The organism is Hanstruepera sp. CR43 (assembly GCF_055227665.1).
Genome location: NZ_CP200078.1, coordinates 262,214 through 281,720 on the forward strand (window position 1 = coordinate 262,214; position 19,507 = coordinate 281,720).

The following is a 19,507-nucleotide window of genomic DNA, read 5'->3' on the forward strand; positions in this document are numbered from 1 at the left end:
ATATTAAAATAAGGTTATCTGTCCTTTGTCATCCAATCCAGCAGGTGGCTCTTCGTTTTCGTCTGATTCAGATTTTGTAGCCTTTTTTGGTTTGGATTCCTCTGTGGTTTCATCTGAAACATCCGTTTCATCAACCACTTCAATCTCTTCCGCTGGGACTTCTTCTGGAGCCTCGTAAGGTAATGGATCCAATAAACTTACTTGATTGATTTTATCTTTTGTCAATTGATTACCTAGTGCTCCTATACCTTTTATAGCAATAAACTCTTCTAAATTCACCTCCATATTGTCTTTACGGTCCTTGCCACGCTCTTTAGTAAACTCAACGTCCGCCATAGGTCGCCAATCGGTTGAAACAATCTCGAGTTGCGAATTAGGATGATCTGAAATAAAACTTTCTTCCTTACTTTCATTTTCTATTAGGAAGCGTTTGACGAAATAACGTTCCTTTTCGCCATCATAATAAATGGCAGAAATCGGTTTTTTAGGAATCCATTTTTCCATGACAATCATATCTTCATCGAAATGCGTTGTCACTTCTGGAATAATGGTTTTAACTAAACCGGACTGCCTGATGATCAAAATACGATCTTCGCCTCTAAATTCACCTACAAGCTCTCCTCTACCGTCCACATTCAAGCGTTGAACCGTATCATCAAACCATATCTTTCTAGGTTTTAAGGTAGAGACACCTTTTTCCTTTAGTTCAATTTTCTTAACGGCATATTTAGTGACCAAATTACCTTTGGATGCACGACCTTTTATTAAGATTTCAGCAAAGTCAATATCCCATTTCAATTTTTTGATACTACCTACCTGTCTTAAGAAAATAGTAACCACTTCGGCTTCTCCATTAGGATTGGCAGAAAAATACCATACTACTGAATTCTTATTACCGTTAGTCAAGTCGTACTCTCGGTCTCTAGTAATAGAAGTCACAGCAAAACGCTTTACATAAGTTGGGCCACCTTTTCCATCACGATACATCATATTGTAAATGGTCCGTTTGTCTTTTTTCTTGAAAACGGCTACATGAATGATATCCTTACCAATAAAGGTTTTACTATCTACTTTGGTCACCATCATGATACCTTCTCTCGTAAATACAATGATATCATCAATATCACTACAATCACAGACGTATTCATCCTTACGAAGCGAAGTACCCACAAAGCCCTCTTCCCTATTGACATAGAGCTTGGTGTTTCTAATCACAACTTTGGTAGCATCTACATCATCAAATGTGCGGATTTCGGTTTTACGCTCTTTACCTTCGCCATACTCTTTCTTAAGACGCTCAAAATAGGCAATAGCATAATCAATCAAATTAGCCAGATGATGTTTCACTTCCGCTATTTGATCTTCCAAAGCTTCAATCTTTTGTTGGGCTTTATCAATATCAAACTTTGAAATACGCTTGATACGAATTTCTGTTAGGCGAACAATATCTTCTTCGGTTATGGCACGCTTTAAATGCTTGATGTGTGGCTGCAATCCTTTGTCGATAGCCTGGATAACACCTTCCCAGGTTTCTTCCTCTTCTATATCTCGGTAAATTCTATTTTCAATGAAAATACGCTCCAAAGACGCAAAATGCCATTGTTCTTCAAACTCACCCAATTTAATCTCCAACTCACTCTTTAGAAGCTGAACGGTATTATCGGTAGAGCGACGCAACATTTCAGAAACACCAATAAATAATGGTTTGTTGTCTTCAATCACACAGCCCAATGGTGAAATGGATGTTTCACAATTGGTAAATGCATACAAAGCATCAATAGTCTTATCAGGAGAAATACCAGACGGTAAATGCACCAAAATCTCTACATCGGCAGCCGTGTTGTCTTCAATTTTCTTGATTTTTATTTTGCCCTTATCATTTGCTTTTAGAATCGAATCAATTAAAGACGACGTATTGGTAGCAAACGGAATTTCGGTAATGACTAATGTATTCTTATCGAGCTGTGAAATCTTGGCGCGAATGCGAACACGACCACCACGCATACCATCTTTATAATCTGTAAAATCAGCAATACCCGCAGTTGGGAAATCGGGAACCAGTTTAAATCGCTTGCCTTGTAAATGTTTAACAGAAGCATCAATCAGCTCTATGAAGTTGTGTGGTAAGATTTTAGTTGATAAACCAACCGCAATACCTTCACCTCCTTGTGCAAGGAGCAATGGAAACATGACAGGTAAATTTACGGGTTCTTTGCGTCTGCCGTCATAAGATGCTTGCCATTCGGTTATTTTCGGATTGTAAACAACATCTAACGCAAACTTGGATAGTCTAGCTTCAATGTAACGTGATGCAGCAGCACTATCGCCAGTCAATATATTTCCCCAGTTACCTTGGGTATCAATTAATAAATCTTTTTGGCCAATCTGAACCATAGCATCGGCAATACTGGCATCACCGTGTGGATGGTATTGCATGGTATGACCCACAATGTTCGCTACTTTGTTATAACGACCATCATCGAGGTCTTTCATAGAATGCATAATCCGGCGTTGGACGGGTTTGAATCCGTCTTCAATCGCTGGAACGGCACGTTCTAAAATTACATATGATGCATAATCCAGAAACCAATCTTTGTACATACCAGTAACCCTGGTAATGGTTTCGTTATTCTCTTCCTGTTCATTTAACAAATCGTCGTTCTCTTCGCTCATTAACTAGTTGCTCTTTTATTTAGTTTAACCGTTTTACTCAATGATTGTTTCATGTATTTGCGCTTTTTTCTCGCGACCAAGGTAATATTGAATCGGTAGCGTTTTATGGTTTCATGTCCTGACCATTTAATGAGTAATACCAATTCTCTGTAGATAAAAAAATCGTACATTTTAAAACCGACCAATTCTGATTTATCACATTCCAACTTATGCTCACGATAGTTGAATCGTTCAGATAACAATAAGCCTTTGTTGATGACAATCAATTTGGCACCATCACTGTCATATTCAAAGTATTTGGCTACGCGATGTACTATAAAAAATAACACGCCAAAAATACCAACAACTACCAAAAATAGAATCAATGGATTAACCTCCATTCCCGTCACAGCATTAAATACAAAGATGGATGTGATAGCCAAGACTATCATGATGAAATACACGCCAATAATTACACCCTTTACTTTTTCGTTATTGGTTCTCATGAAGCTTCGTCTACTAAATCCAGTTCAACTTTGAGGTTATTGATAATGAACTCTTGTCTGTCGGGCGTGTTTTTACCCATGTAGAATTCCAAAAGTTCTTCAATAGACATATCATCATCCAACATCACAGGGTCCAAGCGAATATCCTCGCCTATAAAATGCTTAAACTCATCGGGTGATATTTCACCCAATCCCTTAAATCGGGTGATTTCTGGTTTTGGTTTTAACTCTTCAATAGCATTGATACGCTCTTCATCAGAATAGCAGTAAATGGTTTTCTTTTTTATTCCGAACCCTGAATAAAGGCGTTTGCAATATATAGAGATGGCCTTCTTTTATAAGTTCTGGGAAGAATTGCAAGAAGAAGGTAATTAATAGCAAACGAATGTGCATACCGTCTACATCGGCATCTGTGGCGATTACCACGTTGTTATAACGCAAGTCCTCCAAGGATTCTTCAATATTTAATGCGGCCTGCAATAAATTGAACTCTTCGTTTTCATAGACAATTTTCTTGCTCAAGCCATAGCAGTTTAATGGCTTTCCTTTTAAGCTGAATACCGCTTGCGTGTTCACATCACGGGATTTGGTGATACTACCAGAAGCCGAATCACCCTCGGTGATGAACAACGTCGTTTCCAGATTGCGTTCATTTTTGGTATCACCAAAATGCACGCGGCAATCCCGTAATTTTTTATTATGAAGACTGGCCTTCTTGGCTCTGTCTTTTGCTAACTTTCTAATGCCTGATAATTCCTTACGCTCCCGTTCAGCTTGTAAAATTTTACGCTGAATCTTTTCAGCAGCTTCTGGGTTTTTGTGCAGATAGTTATCGAGGTGTGTTTTTAAAAAATCATTCACATAAGTTCGTACCGTTGGCAAATCGCCACCCATGTCTGTTGAACCTAACTTGGTTTTAGTCTGACTTTCAAAAACGGGTTCCATCACTTTAATGGAAACCGCAGCAACTACTGATTTACGCACATCAGATGCATCGTAATTCTTTCCGTAGAATTCACGGAGTGTTTTTACCAAGGCTTCACGAAAGGCTGCTAAATGCGTTCCGCCTTGTGTGGTATTCTGACCGTTTACAAAGGAATGGTACTCTTCAGAATACTGGGTTTTACTATGTGTAATGGCGACTTCAATATCATCACCTTTTAAATGGATGATTGGATACAGCAAATCAGAATCCTTGATGTTTTCACTCAATAAATCCTTTAGGCCATTTTCACTATAATACTTTTCACCATTGAACACGATGGTTAAACCGGGATTCAAATACACATAATTCTTGAGCATTTTTACCACATACTCATTACGGTATTTGTAGTTCTTAAAGATGGTATCGTCTGGTACGAAAGACACCTTGGTTCCTTTTCTACGTGAGGTATCATCCAACAACTCTTCGTTGGTCAGGTTTCCTTGTTCAAATTCGGCTGAAGCTGATTTGTTGTCTCTTGTTGATTCCACACGGAAATAACTGGACAAGGCATTCACCGCTTTGGTACCAACACCGTTAAGCCCAACCGACTTTTTAAAAGCCTTACTGTCGTACTTTCCACCCGTGTTCATTTTAGACACCACATCTACCACTTTTCCCAGAGGAATACCACGACCATAATCGCGAACGGTGACTTTGTTGCCATGCACCGAAATCTCAATGGTCTTCCCTGCTCCCATCACGTATTCGTCAATGGAGTTGTCCAGAACCTCTTTTAGAAGAATGTAAATACCATCATCGGCCGAAGAACCATCACCCAGTTTCCCGATATACATTCCGGGACGCATGCGGATGTGTTCCTTCCAGTCGAGTGAGCGTATATTTTCTTCAGTATATTTGGTTTCTTGGGCCATTATGATGCGGATTTTTTTGAGACGTTGCTAATATACATTTTCACATTAAAAAATGAAACCGCAAAACCGTAAAGTAATTAACAAAAAAAAGCCAATATTGTTGAGAACATTGGCTTTTTGAGTCGTATTTTTTTGATTGCTACACGTTAAACAGGAAATGCATGACATCGCCATCTTTTACGATGTAATTTTTTCCTTCTACACGCATTTTACCAGCTTCTTTTACTTTGCTTTCGCTTCCGTATTGCACGTAATCATTATAGGCAATTACTTCGGCACGGATAAAACCCTTTTCAAAATCGGTGTGGATAACGCCTGCTGCTTGTGGTGCTGTGGCTCCCACATCAACCGTCCAAGCGCGGACTTCCTTCACACCTGCCGTGAAATAGGTTTGCTGATTCAATAGTTTATAGGCACCACGAATCAGTTTGGCTGATCCAGGTTCATCTAAACCAATATCCGCTAAAAACATCTGGCGCTCTTCGTAGTCGTCCAATTCATTAATATCGGCTTCGGTACCAACGGCCAACACCAATACTTCGGCTTGCTCGTCCTTAACGGCTTCGCGAACGGTTTCTACATAGCTGTTGCCTGACACTGCCGAACCTTCATCTACATTACACACGTACATAACGGGCTTATCGGTAATGAACTGTGCTGGTTTTACAAAATCTCTATCATCATCTTCTGAAAACTCCAACGAACGAACCGATTTCCCGGCTTCTAAACCAGCTTTTATTTGTAACAAAACCGCTTCTTCCTTTTGGGCATCTTTATTACCTGTTTTGGCAGCACGTTTTACTTTATCGAGTTTTCTTGTCTACGGTTTCCAAGTCTTTTAACTGCAATTCCATATCAATGGTTTCCTTGTCGCGTATAGGGTTTACGCTACCATCTACATGCACAATATTGTCGTTATCAAAGCAACGCAACACGTGTAGAATGGCATCGGTCTCGCGGATGTTTGCCAAGAACTGGTTGCCCAGCCCCTCGCCTTTACTGGCACCCTTTACCAAGCCGGCAATATCAACAATCTCTACGGTTGCAGGGATTACACGCTCTGGTTTTACCAGTTCTTCCAGTTTTTGAAGTCTGGGGTCTGGTACGTTTACCACACCAATATTGGGCTCGATGGTACAAAACGGAAAGTTGGCACTTTGCGCTTTGGCATTGCTTAAACAATTGAACAATGTGGACTTTCCCACGTTTGGTAACCCGACAATACCTGCTTTCATATCTATTTCCCGTGAAAACGGGAATCTTTTTTAATTAAACATCATTTCCCGATAAATAACGGGAATTTTTAGAGACCTTTCGACTACCGCTCAAGGTGACAAGTAAACGACTACATCATGCGTTTAACAGGGTGCAAATATAATTATCCTTGGCGTTAGTGGAAACAAAAAGTTTAGTTTTTAAGTGAAGACCGAAGAATGGTGACGGATGACGGGAAACTGTTGATTAGGTTATTTGCTTATTTGGTTTTGTGGTGAATTGTCAAAAAGTCTGGAATGGTCAATCAAAAGTAGAACATGTTCAATCTAAAGTGGAACATACCCAATCAAAGGTGGAACATGGTCAATCAAGGGTAGAACAAGGTCAATCAAAAGTTGAACATGACCAATCAAAGGTGGAACATACTCAATCAAAAGTAGAACATGGTCAATCAAAAGTGGAACATGACCAATCAAAAGTGGAACATGGTCAATCAAAAGTGGAACATGGTCAATCAAGAGTGGAACATGGTCAATCAAAAGTGGAACATAGCCAATCAAAGGTGGAACATGACCAATCAAAAGTGGAACATGACCAATCAAAAGTAGAACATGGTCAATCAAAAGTGGAACATGGCCAATCAAAAGTGGAACATAGCCAATCTAAATTAGAACATGGTCAATCCTAAAGTTACTACCTTTTTTATTATGCAAGTCTAAAGGAACTATAGCCGTTGTTACCTGTAGTTTTTATTTCGCTATTTTTTTTAATAATTCCGCTGTTTTTGGTTCAATTTCTCCATTGAATTTCAAGTCAGATGCTTTTTTGTTAGTCAGCATTTGATAGAAGACACAAGCATTTAAAAATGAACCGTTCGCATTCGGATGACTATCATCATCGTAAAGTTCAATTTCTGGATGTTCGGTCAGAATTTTGTAGAATTTCGTTCCATTGTCAGATTTCTTGATTTCATTTTTATCCGCAACCAAAGTATAAGATTCATTAATTAGTTTAATTTCTTGTTCTAAACTCTCAATCATAGGCGAACAACATTTATCCTTTTCAATTGATTTGTCAATCATTCTTGATGGATAGCAATATTGTTTTGGATATTCCTTTTTTGAAGGCCAAGTATTGAACAATATAAATTCGCAATTTGGATTATCTACCAAATCTTTGATATCTGAAACCGCTTTATTTACCTTTATTTCTCTGTTTTCGGGAATTAGTACACTTACAGTTCCAGTTTGTAGTATAATAATGTCCCATTTTTTTTCTTTTAACTTTATTTCCGTTTCCGTGATTTCGCCATCTTCTTTTTTCCGAACACTAATTCCGTTTTCTGTTCTTGAGGTTACGATGTCGGACAAATGTCCAGATAAAGATTGTCCAGGATTGGTCATTTGGTCAATTTTGATATTCGGATTGGTTTCGTCCAACATCTTTTGAAGCGTTTGAGGCATATCGTAGAAATAAGTCAAACTGTTTCCAATAAACAATACATTCAGCTGTTCAGATGATTGACTTTGACGTGATTTACAACTGATAATTATAAAGGCTAAAATGATTAGCTGAATGTTTTTCATAAATTATAGGTAACGGTTTTGTGTATGATTAGTGGCGTGTTTTATCACTTAATTTGGCAAATGAAAACCGAATAGAAAATCCGCGAGGATTTTCGTAAGTAGTCGAGAACTAGCCATTAATTATACACGTTGTTGCCACACGTTTTTATTATTTTAATTCAGTCAATTTATAATTGTCATTTGGCTTTTCAAACCTTTTCAATTCAATTCTATTCTCATTTTGTTTTATAATAACAAAAGGTAAAAATTCTTCGATAAAGAGAAATTGAAATCCACTCTGCTCAATCAATTCCCAACGTAAATTTAATTTGTAAGTAGAACTTTCAAATATGGAATCATTCTTAAAATAAATCGTATCAGTTTCTTTTCCATTACCAAATAGAAATCTTTTTCCAATAATATTTATTTTCTGACTGTTTTTAAGTGAGTCACTTATTCTATGAAATGTTCGGAAACCAGGTTCGTACTGTTTTGATTTTACTTTAAGTGAATCATTTTCAATTCCGATTATTTCGTAAGTATTTAATTCCGATTTGATTAGATTTAGAGTCTTTAAGTAAAAACCTTTTCTGTTTTTTGTCAGTTCATATTTTGGGCCTTTTTCTATATAAGAATAATTGCCAAATGTCATTATCCGTTCATTCGCCATATTTAATTCCATTTCTGGATATGTATTATATGCACCGATCCAAGTTCCTTTCAGTTTATTATTCGTAACAAACGCCAACAGAAGTATAACTGCTATAATACTCAATAAAATTACTGATATGTACTTGATTTTTCTCAAATGTGTGGCAACAATTGGATAAACGCAATTGCGTTTATTCCCATTATGTTTATCCCTCTAAAAATAATTAAAATTCTTACAAACCTAGCTTGTATTATGATTATTTATGTGCTGGGTTGGTAAATATCGAATAAGTTATAAAAATTTTTAGATTAGCTTCGCTGAATCTTCGATTTCTGAATCTCCCGACGCTAACGGTCCCGACGATGGCTATCGGGATTGAACGGGACAGGATGACAAGGTGATGGTCATTACGATGGAGACACGACTGAAGTAATCTGTTTGTTGAACTTATCGACAATTAGATAGCTTCACTACGCTTATGGATACCTAACCCTGTTGCTTTATTAATCTGTTACTGTTGAGTCCTGAACTACTGGATTGAATACTGCATATTCGTTTGAGTAAACTGCTTTCCAAACGTTGTCTATTTTTCGAAAGAGTAAGGAAGCCGTAAATGCATCCAGATTCATATTTGGACCTTCAACAAAATCAATTTTTGCAGTTCCTTTGTAAATTAAGAGTGCCATATCGTGATTAAGAATTCGATAATCAAAAGTTCCTTGATTGAATTTTATTGAATTTATTGCTTGAAAAAACTCTTTTTCTCCCTGCATATACTGCTGGTAATTGGTAACGTTTGATTCTCTAACGCTAATAAAATCTTCATTGTTCCAGTAGATATCTCCTAGTGTTTCTACATCTCTATTTTCACTAGCTTCAATTATTTCATGAACGCGTTCTTTGAGTTCTTTTTTGATAGTTTCTTTATCTGTTTCGGTTAATTCTTGCTTTTGATTATTAGTGCAAGCACTTATTCCAATGGCGATAATGCTTAAAATACTGATTACAAATTTTTTCATTTTGGTTGTTTATTTATGGTTTTAATTGGATATCATCATTGATTATATCCAGCTTATAGCACTAATATATTAAATTAATTGCTAACCATGAGATATAAAAAAACCACGAACATAAGTATTCGTGGTTTTTAGTTTTGGTTGGGTTTCCCCTACCCGTTTGTGGTTTGCAGTTAATCGCGAAGGCGCTTAAAACTTAAACCACTTATCTGGCGGTACTGCGGGCTGCTGGCACCAAAGATGGCTTTTACAGCGCGCTTGACGGCCATAAAAGTATCTACATAGCCTGTTACGGGTTCGTTAAAGAACTTGTTGCGCTCTACACGTGCGGTACTCCATACGGCTTGTGTGGTGCTTACGGCATTGTTGGTGGTTTTCATTGCATCGCGCTTGGCTACCAGTGCGGTGAGTTGCAGCTCCGGGATATTGGGCTGATACTGGGTGCAGGGTGTTAGCACATTAATGAGGTCCGTGAGGTGCTGTATCTGCTCGGTAAAGGAGGTCTGGCTGGCACTCACGTGGTTTGCGGTGCTGTCCGGATCTATCTTGATGATACGTTGCCCACGGATTTTTTGTACATAGTGCCTGGCATTGTCTATGGTTGCCTGTGGTGCGCCCGAGGCTTCTAGCTCGTTTAGGATGCGTGTGGCCAGTGTTTTGAGGTCGCCATACATATCTTGACGGGCTTGAATGGTGATTTTTTTGTCCTGCATTTTTAGTCGGGCGTTGTCCAAGAGGTCTTGCCCTGTGGTGTTCATGGTTTGCAGGTTTGCCACGGCAATAGCGGGATTACTGGGGTTGTAATCCGTACCATAGGTTATCAGGTAGTCTACCACCTGAATACCGTGGGTGATGTTGAGCGCCATACCGGTTTCGTAATAGGTGGCGGTTCGGGCTCTGGTGAGCTTTTCGACACTCTTGGTCGAGGCTTTGTTGGCTCCGACGCTGGCGGTCGGAGTTAATAATTGGATGTTGTGTTTTTCCAATAGTTGTTTTGGCAATTGTGCCACTTGGTTAATTAGTTCATCCGCTGTGTGCGACTTGGAACCGTTTTTTACTTTTGTTTGCATAACTTTTCTTGTTTTAAGTTATTATTGATTTGGGTTTGGCCGCTTTCCAGTTTTTATACAGATTGCCCATGCCACGGCCATGCAGGGCTTCTGTTAGTGGGTAGTTTTTAGGTATTAGTTTTTAGTCCAGACGCTTACGGTCTGGATTGCTATTAACTAATCTTTAGGGAGAGAATTTTTCCAGACTCTGACGGTCTGGATTTTAGTGGTTGATGTTCTTGATACCTGTCTGCAGAAAGGTAGGTGAACTGACAATGATTTTTGCTATTAATTGTCTTATAATGAATCGAATATAGAAAATGATTTTGATATAAACAAGACTTTTTATCGATAAAGTGTTATTTTTATACGATTAAGTGCGTTTTTAGTCGATGAAAGGGGTTTTGTGGATTCGTGGATTTGGTTATTTGTTGATGATTGAAGTTAGGAGACTGAAAGCAATCTGTGATTTAAGTATTGTATTAGTGCTTTTTATTTACTCAATTTTAATATTCTAAATGCTCCTTGAATTACCAAAACAAATACGATTGTTCCAATAATCAAATCAGGTTTATTTGAACTTAACCAATTTACCAAAACTCCTGCGATTATGACTCCTAAATTGATAATCACATCGTTTGATGTAAAAATCATACTTGCTTTCATGTGTGCCTCTTCTTTGCTCTTTGACTTTTGCAAAATGTAAAGACAAATGCTATTTGCTATAAGTGCAAAAATTGAGACGACAATCATTGTTGAGAAATCGGGAAGTTTTTCGTCTCCAAAAAATCTTCTTAATACTTCCATAAATCCAATAAGAGCTAATGTTATTTGAAAATATCCAGCAAGTTTGGCAATCCGTTTTTTTCTTGTCAGAGTTCCGCCAACCGCAAACAAACTAATTCCGTAAACGAAACTGTCCGCAAGCATGTCTAAACTGTCAGCAACCAATCCCATTGATTTTGAGATTATTCCTGTTGTCATTTCGATTAGGAAAAAGGCGAAATTTATTCCGAGTACTGACCAGAGTAGTTTTTTCTGGTTAGAGCTTTCGGTAAATTCCGATTGGTCGGTTTGTTCGGTCGAGATTTTCTTTCCGCCTAAATCCAGTTCGAGAAGGGACTGTTCGATTAGGTCTATATGTCCGCGGTGAAAAACGGTCAGTTTTCGGTTGGGAATGTCAAAGTGTAAATTTACAATACTTGAAATTCCGTCCAGTTTCATTCGGATTAGATTTTCTTCCGATGGACAATCCATTTTTGTAATCTCAAATATTGTTTTGTTCATTCAATTTCTTGGTTTTCCAACATTAGCCACAACTTGTTATATGAGTATAAATATATTTCTTTTTGTTGTTATTACTTATCTACTGTGAGATGCTGAAATCGAAGATTCAACGTAGTTAAACAGGTTCAGGATGATAAGATTAATGGGTTAGGATGGTAATTTGCGCTAGGTAAATTGAATTAATCTTTGTTTGCCTGTTTTAGAATAAAATCTTTCATCAGTATCAGGACTTCTGGTGCCATGGTTATTTCTATATGTTCCGATTCTTCGGGTAATCCTGTTTTTGCTGGTTGTAGATTGTGGTTGATATTGGGAATGAGTTTAGAGGTAACCTGGGTATTTCCGGCTTCTTTTAGAATTTGGTCAATGGCAGCCACATTAGGAGCGCCAGGCACATTTAAGTCTAGGCTACCGCCAATTGATAGTACTGGACATGTAACCTGCTTTAGGTACACTTCTGGCGTTGGTCCTTCCCAAAACTTTTTAAATGATGGTCTGCCGTAATATTCTATGTATTCAATCCTGATTTCTTCATCTAGGTTCTCCCCTTCCAGTCCGTTTAACCACGAGAGGTCTTTACGGTTACGGTAGGCTACATTATAAATGGAATCATCTAGGGCTTGTCCTAATTCCATATTTAAGGCCAGGGAAATCAACGTATCATTAACTTGAGCTTCCCGAATTATTTGCTTCTCGGAATATCCTCTTGCCTTTGCTATACTGCTAGAATATAAACTATCGGAGACTGGATATGGTAATCCTACTGCTGCAAGAAGAATTAAATAATCCAACTTGTATTTAGAAGCCATGATTGGTACTACGGACCCTCCCTCACTATGTCCTGCAGGTCCAATTATATTAAAATCAATGTCCTTTCTATTTTTTAGGTATTGGATTGCACTCCATCCGTCTGACGCGAAATCATCATAAGTAGCTTTATCAAAATTGCCTCCAGACTCTGCGGAACCACGCTTATCATAGCGCAATACAGCAATGCCATGTCTACCAAAATAATCGGCCATGGCCAGAAATGATTTATGGCCGTAGTTAGTATTATCACGATCATGCCTTCCATATCCATGAATGAGCACAACAGCTGGATATGATTTTGATTTGGTGTCTGGATATGTTAGTGTACCTTTTAGTATGATACTATCTTCAACATTTTTAAATTCAATGTTTTCACTTTTATAGGGAATTGGTGACTTTAGCGGTGTATTTCGATAATAAGCAGCTGTGTCAGAGGTATCTTTTTTTGATTTATCGATACAACTTCCTAATAGCATTAAAGCCATTAGAAATAGTATATTTTTCATAGAGTATTGTTTTAGATGTATTGCATACACACCATAGTGTTTATTCCTCTAAAGTTAGTAAAATATTGGAAATCAATTTGGTTTGGTGATTAATTGGGAGTTGGCAACAGTTTACTTTATATTATAGCATATTCTTAACAGTATTGATTACCAATTCTGGTTCATCTTTTTGAAAATGATGCCAAGCTTTTGATGAAATGATTACAAGACAATTTTTAAACATTAAAGGCCATTTACTAAACGTATTCATTCTTTTTTCAATGTGAGCTTCAAACCAGAGGTCATCATCATCCCAAGGTTTTATTAGACCCTCTGGTGTTGGTGGATAACTTGGAAATCCTTTAGTTCCTAATAACAAAACCATTGGTTTTTCAGGATGTGGGCCAAGATCTCTATCAGCAACTCTCTGACCCCAATAATTTTCAAGTGCTTTGGATTCGGCAATTAGACCTTCAGATGCTTTTGTCATTTTTAAAAATACTGCGAAACCTGCTCTATCAAACTTATCAACTTCTTTTGGATCCATACCCCTTTTAACAAAGGATTCATCGCCTTCACCCGGCTCTGCCATAAAATTATCGGGTTCTACATAAACCAAAGCTTTGACATCTTCTGGATAGTACCCTCCAAAGGCTCTTATTAAAACACCTCCCCAAGAATGTCCTACCATTACATAAGGCTTAGGCAATTCTAATTTCTCTAATAGTTTATGAAGTGTTGTGGCTATGTTTCTTGGTGTGGGTTCAATGCCATTCCATTCTGAATTGCCTAAACCAGAATGTGAATAACTGAAGACCGGAGCAAATTCTGCAATTGAGTCTAATACAGCAGTCCATGAATTCTTTTTTAAATTACTACCACCACCAATACCAGCCTCAAATACAACTACTGGAATTCCTTTTGCAAGATGTTGTTTGCCTTGTAGTTTTACTTCAAATTTATAACCATCAATATTTACAAATTGAATGCCTTCTTTTAATTCTGTTTGGGCCAAAACTGAACTTGAAAACAATAAAATATTCAGTATTAGTGAAATTTGAAGTATAACATTAAATATACGTGCTTTCATATTACGATGTGTTTTTGGCTTTAATTGTTGCCAACGGTTGGATAAACACTATTATGATTATTCCACTAAAGTTAGTAAAATATTGGAAACCAGTCTGGTTTGGTGATTAAGGCGAGTGTTAGTTAATTTTGATTAACATTCAGTTCTTTGTCGATTGACTTTATTAAATCATTAATCTTTTCTCTAATGTCATTCTGGCGTGCTTCTACATCCCAATAAAATTGATTTTTTAAACTACGAAGAAAATACATAAACTCATTATCGGTTTTAAGTTCATCATAGTTATTAGGGATCATTTCTAGCTTTAAATCGTCAAAATTTTTGGTAGTTCGATATTTTTCATAGTTTCCATTCCACAATGCATTGAATCGGGTATTAAAGATGGTTGAGTTCGCATCTTCAATTCTTTTAACGTAGATTCTGGTTGACTCGTCCAATACATTGCTGGACCAAGAATAATAGCTGATTAGTTTATCTCTCAATTCATCATTGGAAATGAGGTTTAAGTCGTTTGATTTTAAGGCTTCAAATACTTCTGTATTTATTTTAGGCGTCCAGGTTTGTGTAATTCTTCCAAAATGGTATTTCAAGGAATTTTGATAGGGTAAATCTTGTTCAATATAATTTATCAAAAAAGAAATGGATTCTTTAGTAAGCGCGTATTTGTCAAACCTAAAATTATTAAAATCCATATCAGCAATTAGGCTCTGCTTGAAGTTTTTTAGAAACTTGACTTCTTCTACTTTTAGTTTTTCCTTTTCATTCCAGTTGTTAATTTGAAGTGCAATTAGAATACCTATAACAACAAGCACAATCTCTCCTATGGCATATTTTAGGTACTTGCCTGTTTTGTTTTCTGAAAGTAAGTTTTGACGTATTCGCCTAAAGAATTTTATCATTTTGTTTGTCATTTCGACATGAGGAAACGAAGTGACGATTGAGAAATCTCATAGTGAGATGTCTCGACTGCGCTCGACATGACAGTTTTTGTATTTTTAAAGAGTTTTATCATGGGTTAATGATGGTTAACTTTCAATTCATCATCAATGCTTTTAATGACTGCTTCTATTTTTTCGATGGTCTTTGTTTCTTCATTCACTTTTATGCTTCTTGTGAATAGTATGACTTGTAGGGTTTTTAGCAGGTCGTTGTCATTTAAAAACTGCTCATAGTTTTTTACTTTTAATTTGTAGACCATGATGGTATCGGTATGTTTAAAGCCCAAGTGCATCGTGTCAGACGTATCAGCAAATAGATATTTGTCCTGAAATGGATATAAGCTTTTTCTAAAATCGAAATTGGTATCTTTAATTTCCAGTTCATTTTCCAAGCGTTTGAGATCCAGTTGAAATAAATTGGTAATGGTACTGCGCAGACTATCATTAGACAACGTGTTTAACCCCATGTTTTTGAGGTTTTCAAAGGCACTTGTTTTGGGAATGATTTGAAAGTCGTCACTGGATTCTGTAAATAGGTTGTAAATGGTATCGGAATATGGTTTTTTATCATGAATGGCAAATATTAATTGTTGATTGACTTCTATTACCTTTTTATGCTTTGTAATGGTTTCCTCTATATTACTTTTGGTTTGTAGTAAGTCGTTTTTTAGTTCGGTGTAAATTTGGACTTCTCTTATTTTTAGTTTCCTATTTTCATTCCAGTTATTGATTTGGAGTGCAATTAGAATACCTATAACAACAAGTATAATTTCGCCAATGGCGTATTTCAGGTATTTGCCTGTTTTTCCTTCTGACAGTAAATTTTGTCTAATCTTTCTAAAGAATTTAATCATGGGATGTTTATGGTTTCGTTATTTTTTAGAGGTCAGATAGATACATAGTCAATAGTTTTAGTAATTCCGCATTTTTTTCTTGTAAAACTTTTAGTTCATTATTTACACCAAAGGCGTAATTAGCCATAACGCTATTCCTTAATTCATCATTTTTTAATGCATCTACTATGTCTGGTTCAATTGCATTTTTCAATGACTCTTTATCAAATACGTTGGGAATTTTGAATGCCAATTTTCTCAACTCGAACCTATTACGTTCATAGTATGCTTGGTCACCATTTATAAACTCTTGGTAAGTATTATACAGTTCAATAATTTTCTTTCTAATATCTTGTTTTCCAATCAAACTAATTCCACCAGCACTCCTCATTTCGTCAATTGTGGCAGTATTTGGCACAAATCCAACAGGCATTCCCCATTGCATTGCAAAGAAGTAAGCAATAGAATCTTTGGAAAACTGATATCCATCAAAATACTCGAACAATTTTTCTTTTCTTCGAACTTGCTCATTTGACATTGTCTTGAGATCACTAACAGCGATAGAGTCTGATTTAAGATCATTAATAAGTCCTGCCAAATAGTGCTTTTCTAACTTTCTGTCATTTCTATCATTATTCCAATTATTAATCTGAAGTGCAATTAAAATCCCTATAACCACCAGAATGATTTCGCCAATAGCATATTTCAGGTACCTGCCTGCCGGCAAGGCAGGTTTGCCTGTTTTGTTTTCTGAAAGTAAGTTTTGTCTAATCTTTCTAAAGAATTTAATCATGGCTTGGTTGCTAATTAATTAAACATAAGATAGTCTTCGTTAACTCTACGATATAATTTTTTGCATGAATCGTTTTCTAAAGTCTGGATGTACCTATTTCTGCCAATTCTCAATCCTCTAATACTAAAAGACTTGGGTTCTAAACTCCTTGGGGTTTGATTCAATATATTTCCATTCAAGTCTAAATAATTGTAGAATACAACATCTTCCGTATTATTGTAAAAAATGGAGAGTACTCTAAAATCATAAATTTTATTTGTTTCTAATGAAACCTGACAGTCTTGTGACTGAAAAGGAATCAAGTCTAATTCCGTTAAAAATTGTTCAATGGAAGTATTTTCCGTTCCCCGAATATTTTTTAGCGACCATAAAAGGGTAACACATTTATTCCTAACTATGGACGCGTCAAAAGTGTTTTCATTCAAATCATATTCATTGAAATGCAATATTTTGTTTTTAAAAATTGGATTGGTTAAATAGTAATTAATACCTTCAGCTATTGATAATGAATCGCTTGCATTAAGCCATGGCAACTGGTCGGCGTTTTCCTTTTGCCTTTCAAAGGCTAAATCAATCACCATAGCTTCCCATAGGCGCTGGGACTCAATCCTTTTTTTTAATCCCTTAAGTTCAGGAACCAGTGATTTGTACTTTTCGGGCAAGTCCTTTTCAAGTTCAATGAGCTTATCAAGATTATCGTTATTAAAGTCTTTTGTGTTGGTTTGGAAATTAAAAATGGATTGATGCCTTAATAGGTCTTCTTTTGTTAATGTATTGTTTACATATTTTGTGATAACTGAATCTTTATAATAGCCTCGTCTAATTAATTGATTGCTCTCTGCAATATTGTGCCTTAATTCATTTTCAAAAACATTTAATAAATTATCGATTTCATTATTTAATTTCCGGTTTTCGTTCCTAATGTTTATCTGTAATGCTATCAGGATTCCTATAACTACCAGAATAATCTCGCCAATGGCATATTTTAGGTATTTGCCTGTTTTACCTTCTGAAAGTAAGTTTTGGCGGATTTTTCTAAAGAATTTTATCATGGGTTGGCTGGTTGTCTATTTGATGGTGTGGATTTGTTTATTTGTTCATAATGAGTTTGTTGACTAATTTAGGAAAAAGATTTTATTAAAGCCTGTAAATAAAAAACCCCAAGCTATTTGCTTGAGGTTTTCTTTATTTTAATTGCTAACTGTATTAATCTGGATGCATAAAGCGTTGTTTGCCCAATAAGGTTTCTTCGCTTTCTACATGATCGTCGTCCGGTACACAGCAGTCCACTGGGCATACAGCGGCACATTGTGGTTCTTCATGGAAACCTTTACACTCGGTACACTTATCTGGGACAATGTAGTAAATCTCGTCACTAATGGGTTCCTGGGCATCGTCGGCATTTACGGCTTTTCCGTCAGGCAGTACAATATCTCCTGACAGACTGGTACCATCGTTATAACGCCAATCATCAGCACCTTCATAAATAGCCGTATTTGGGCATTCCGGCTCACATGCGCCACAGTTAATACATTCGTCTGTTATTATAATTGCCATAGTAATTTTTCGTTTTAGTTTGCGTACTTTTGCGAGTGCAAAAATAAAGCCAAAACCATTCATAACCAAATGAACTATGGATTTACAAAAAAGAATTGATGCATTCGTAAAATTAGGTGATTTTTTAAGGCAATTTAATAAGCCTAATTTCACCAAAATCGAGGATGTGTTATATAATGATCTCTTTTTTGATGGCTTTAAACACCAAATAAAACTAGCTGAAGAACACAATGGCTGGTTTAATACGGACAACATCGTGTTTGCTTTTAACAACTGGGCTAATGCGCTGACTGAAAGCAATCTAAACCAATGGCTTTCAAATTATGACTTTAACATTATAGAGCCTAAACGAGTTGCCATTATTATGGCTGGAAACATTCCTTTGGTGGGCTTTCATGATTTTTTATCGGTGTTGATTTCGGGACACAACGTTTTGGTAAAGCAATCGTCTAACGACCAGCAGCTACTACCCTTTTTGGCGAAGTATCTGGAGTATGTTGAACCCGAATTTAAGGGACGTATACAATTCACCAAAGACAAACTGGAAAATTTTGATGCGGTTATTGCCACAGGAAGCGATAACACAGCGCGTTATTTTGAATATTACTTCAGAGGGAAACCGTCCATTATTAGAAAAAACCGAAATTCGGTTGCTATTCTAACCGGTAATGAAACAGACCAAGACTTTCAGAATCTTTCTGAAGATATATTTCGATATTACGGTTTAGGCTGTCGAAATGTATCCAAACTATTCGTTCCTAATGAATACAATTTTGATAGGTTTTTTCAAGGCCTATATCATTGGCATCCCATTATTGAGCAGACCAAATATTCTAACAATTACGACTATAACAAAGCCGTGTATTTAATGAGTGAATTTGACATGCTGGAAAATGGCTTTTTAATGATCAAGGAAGATGCCAGCTACGCCTCGCCCATTGCTACGGTTTTCTACGAATACTATGACGATATTGACCAGTTACAACAAAAACTGGAAGCTGATTCACACCACATTCAATGTGTGGTTTCCAAAGATGTTTTGCCAACCGAAGTGCCTTTTGGAGAAACCCAAAATCCGCAGCTTTGGGATTATGCCGATGGTGTGGATACTATTGCATTTTTGTTAAAAATATAGTTGATAAATTATCAATTTATTAACGCCTATTTTATGAGAATTTAGCACCTTTGTGCATATTAAAAAA

The 19,507-nt window shown here is 36.6% G+C and carries 16 protein-coding genes and 2 pseudogenes; 2 read left to right on the plus strand and 16 right to left on the minus strand.

What is annotated here, in order from left to right; all coding sequences use genetic code 11:
• Nucleotides 1-3: 3 nt before the first annotated feature.
• The 4 genes and pseudogenes from ACKXGU_RS01150 to ychF form a co-directional block, all read right to left on the minus strand.
• Nucleotides 4-2,673 carry a DNA gyrase/topoisomerase IV subunit A gene (locus ACKXGU_RS01150; RefSeq protein WP_463466253.1) on the minus strand — a complete coding sequence of 890 codons (2,670 nt, stop codon included), beginning with the start codon at nt 2,671-2,673 and terminating at the stop codon, nt 4-6.
• Nucleotides 2,673-3,158 (minus strand): hypothetical protein, encoded by a 486-nt coding sequence (locus ACKXGU_RS01155; RefSeq protein WP_463466254.1) that lies wholly within the window; start codon nt 3,156-3,158, stop codon nt 2,673-2,675. Before ACKXGU_RS01155 ends, ACKXGU_RS01150 begins: the two co-directional genes overlap by 1 nt.
• A pseudogene (locus tag ACKXGU_RS01160) lies at nt 3,155-5,015 on the minus strand (DNA topoisomerase IV subunit B). Before ACKXGU_RS01160 ends, ACKXGU_RS01155 begins: the two are co-directional and overlap by 4 nt.
• Before the next feature lie 139 nt (nt 5,016-5,154).
• A pseudogene (ychF, locus tag ACKXGU_RS01165) lies at nt 5,155-6,250 on the minus strand (redox-regulated ATPase YchF).
• A 254-nt stretch (nt 6,251-6,504) separates the two neighbouring features.
• Here ychF and ACKXGU_RS01170 point away from each other — a divergent pair.
• Entirely contained in the window at nt 6,505-6,918 is a 414-nt protein-coding gene (locus ACKXGU_RS01170; RefSeq protein ID WP_463466255.1) for a hypothetical protein, read from the plus strand.
• Nucleotides 6,919-6,979: 61 nt separating this feature from the next.
• Here ACKXGU_RS01170 and ACKXGU_RS01175 read toward each other — a convergent pair whose 3' ends face one another.
• From ACKXGU_RS01175 to ACKXGU_RS01230, 12 genes are all read right to left on the minus strand, one after another.
• Nucleotides 6,980-7,816, minus strand: a complete 837-nt coding sequence (locus tag ACKXGU_RS01175; RefSeq protein ID WP_463466256.1) for a DUF4886 domain-containing protein — start codon at nt 7,814-7,816, stop codon at nt 6,980-6,982.
• A gap of 148 nt (nt 7,817-7,964) precedes the next feature.
• Entirely contained in the window at nt 7,965-8,603 is a 639-nt protein-coding gene (locus tag ACKXGU_RS01180; protein WP_463466257.1) for a hypothetical protein, read from the minus strand.
• A gap of 347 nt (nt 8,604-8,950) precedes the next feature.
• Nucleotides 8,951-9,466, minus strand: coding sequence for a nuclear transport factor 2 family protein (locus ACKXGU_RS01185; protein WP_463466258.1), 516 nt, complete (start codon nt 9,464-9,466; stop codon nt 8,951-8,953).
• A gap of 170 nt (nt 9,467-9,636) precedes the next feature.
• Entirely contained in the window at nt 9,637-10,533 is an 897-nt protein-coding gene (locus ACKXGU_RS01190; RefSeq protein ID WP_463466259.1) for a hypothetical protein, read from the minus strand.
• A gap of 471 nt (nt 10,534-11,004) precedes the next feature.
• Entirely contained in the window at nt 11,005-11,799 is a 795-nt protein-coding gene (locus ACKXGU_RS01195) for a cation efflux transmembrane domain-containing protein (protein WP_463466260.1), read from the minus strand.
• Between the two features lie 179 nt (nt 11,800-11,978).
• Nucleotides 11,979-13,115 (minus strand): alpha/beta hydrolase family protein, encoded by a 1,137-nt coding sequence (locus ACKXGU_RS01200; protein WP_463466261.1) that lies wholly within the window; start codon nt 13,113-13,115, stop codon nt 11,979-11,981.
• Between the two features lie 121 nt (nt 13,116-13,236).
• Nucleotides 13,237-14,184: an alpha/beta fold hydrolase gene (locus ACKXGU_RS01205; protein ID WP_463466262.1), complete on the minus strand. Its 948-nt coding sequence runs from the start codon at nt 14,182-14,184 to the stop codon at nt 13,237-13,239.
• A 122-nt stretch (nt 14,185-14,306) separates the two neighbouring features.
• The gene (locus ACKXGU_RS01210; protein WP_463466263.1) at nt 14,307-15,083 is read right to left on the minus strand and encodes a DUF6090 family protein; all 777 of its coding nucleotides are present in this window, start codon (nt 15,081-15,083) and stop codon (nt 14,307-14,309) included.
• A gap of 116 nt (nt 15,084-15,199) precedes the next feature.
• Entirely contained in the window at nt 15,200-15,976 is a 777-nt protein-coding gene (locus ACKXGU_RS01215; RefSeq protein WP_463466264.1) for a DUF6090 family protein, read from the minus strand.
• A gap of 25 nt (nt 15,977-16,001) precedes the next feature.
• A complete protein-coding gene (locus ACKXGU_RS01220) occupies nt 16,002-16,748 on the minus strand; it encodes a DUF6090 family protein (RefSeq protein WP_463466265.1) in 747 nt (248 codons plus the stop codon).
• Between the two features lie 14 nt (nt 16,749-16,762).
• The gene (locus ACKXGU_RS01225; RefSeq protein ID WP_463466266.1) at nt 16,763-17,800 is read right to left on the minus strand and encodes a hypothetical protein; all 1,038 of its coding nucleotides are present in this window, start codon (nt 17,798-17,800) and stop codon (nt 16,763-16,765) included.
• A 154-nt stretch (nt 17,801-17,954) separates the two neighbouring features.
• On the minus strand, nt 17,955-18,305 hold the full coding sequence (locus tag ACKXGU_RS01230; protein WP_463466267.1) for a 4Fe-4S dicluster domain-containing protein: 351 nt from the start codon (nt 18,303-18,305) through the stop codon (nt 17,955-17,957).
• Nucleotides 18,306-18,381: 76 nt separating this feature from the next.
• Between ACKXGU_RS01230 and ACKXGU_RS01235 the strand changes: the two genes are divergently transcribed.
• On the plus strand, nt 18,382-19,440 hold the full coding sequence (locus ACKXGU_RS01235; protein ID WP_463466268.1) for an acyl-CoA reductase: 1,059 nt from the start codon (nt 18,382-18,384) through the stop codon (nt 19,438-19,440).
• Nucleotides 19,441-19,507: the final 67 nt, after the last annotated feature.

What these genes read in the sequence shown, in the direction of transcription:
- ACKXGU_RS01155 (WP_463466254.1), bottom strand. Translation starts at nt 3,158, where the DNA reads ATGAGAACCAATAACGAAAAAGTAAAGGGTGTAATTATTGGCGTGTAT.
- ACKXGU_RS01235 (WP_463466268.1), top strand. Translation starts at nt 18,382, where the DNA reads ATGGATTTACAAAAAAGAATTGATGCATTCGTAAAATTAGGTGATTTT.
- ACKXGU_RS01205 (WP_463466262.1), bottom strand. Translation starts at nt 14,184, where the DNA reads ATGAAAGCACGTATATTTAATGTTATACTTCAAATTTCACTAATACTG.
- ACKXGU_RS01190 (WP_463466259.1), bottom strand. Translation starts at nt 10,533, where the DNA reads ATGCAAACAAAAGTAAAAAACGGTTCCAAGTCGCACACAGCGGATGAA.
- ACKXGU_RS01185 (WP_463466258.1), bottom strand. Translation starts at nt 9,466, where the DNA reads ATGAAAAAATTTGTAATCAGTATTTTAAGCATTATCGCCATTGGAATA.
- ACKXGU_RS01200 (WP_463466261.1), bottom strand. Translation starts at nt 13,115, where the DNA reads ATGAAAAATATACTATTTCTAATGGCTTTAATGCTATTAGGAAGTTGT.
- ACKXGU_RS01210 (WP_463466263.1), bottom strand. Translation starts at nt 15,083, where the DNA reads ATGATAAAATTCTTTAGGCGAATACGTCAAAACTTACTTTCAGAAAAC.
- ACKXGU_RS01150 (WP_463466253.1), bottom strand. Translation starts at nt 2,673, where the DNA reads ATGAGCGAAGAGAACGACGATTTGTTAAATGAACAGGAAGAGAATAAC.
- ACKXGU_RS01175 (WP_463466256.1), bottom strand. Translation starts at nt 7,816, where the DNA reads ATGAAAAACATTCAGCTAATCATTTTAGCCTTTATAATTATCAGTTGT.
- ACKXGU_RS01215 (WP_463466264.1), bottom strand. Translation starts at nt 15,976, where the DNA reads ATGATTAAATTCTTTAGAAAGATTAGACAAAATTTACTGTCAGAAGGA.
- ACKXGU_RS01225 (WP_463466266.1), bottom strand. Translation starts at nt 17,800, where the DNA reads ATGATAAAATTCTTTAGAAAAATCCGCCAAAACTTACTTTCAGAAGGT.
- ACKXGU_RS01230 (WP_463466267.1), bottom strand. Translation starts at nt 18,305, where the DNA reads ATGGCAATTATAATAACAGACGAATGTATTAACTGTGGCGCATGTGAG.
- ACKXGU_RS01195 (WP_463466260.1), bottom strand. Translation starts at nt 11,799, where the DNA reads ATGAACAAAACAATATTTGAGATTACAAAAATGGATTGTCCATCGGAA.
- ACKXGU_RS01220 (WP_463466265.1), bottom strand. Translation starts at nt 16,748, where the DNA reads ATGATTAAATTCTTTAGAAAGATTAGACAAAACTTACTTTCAGAAAAC.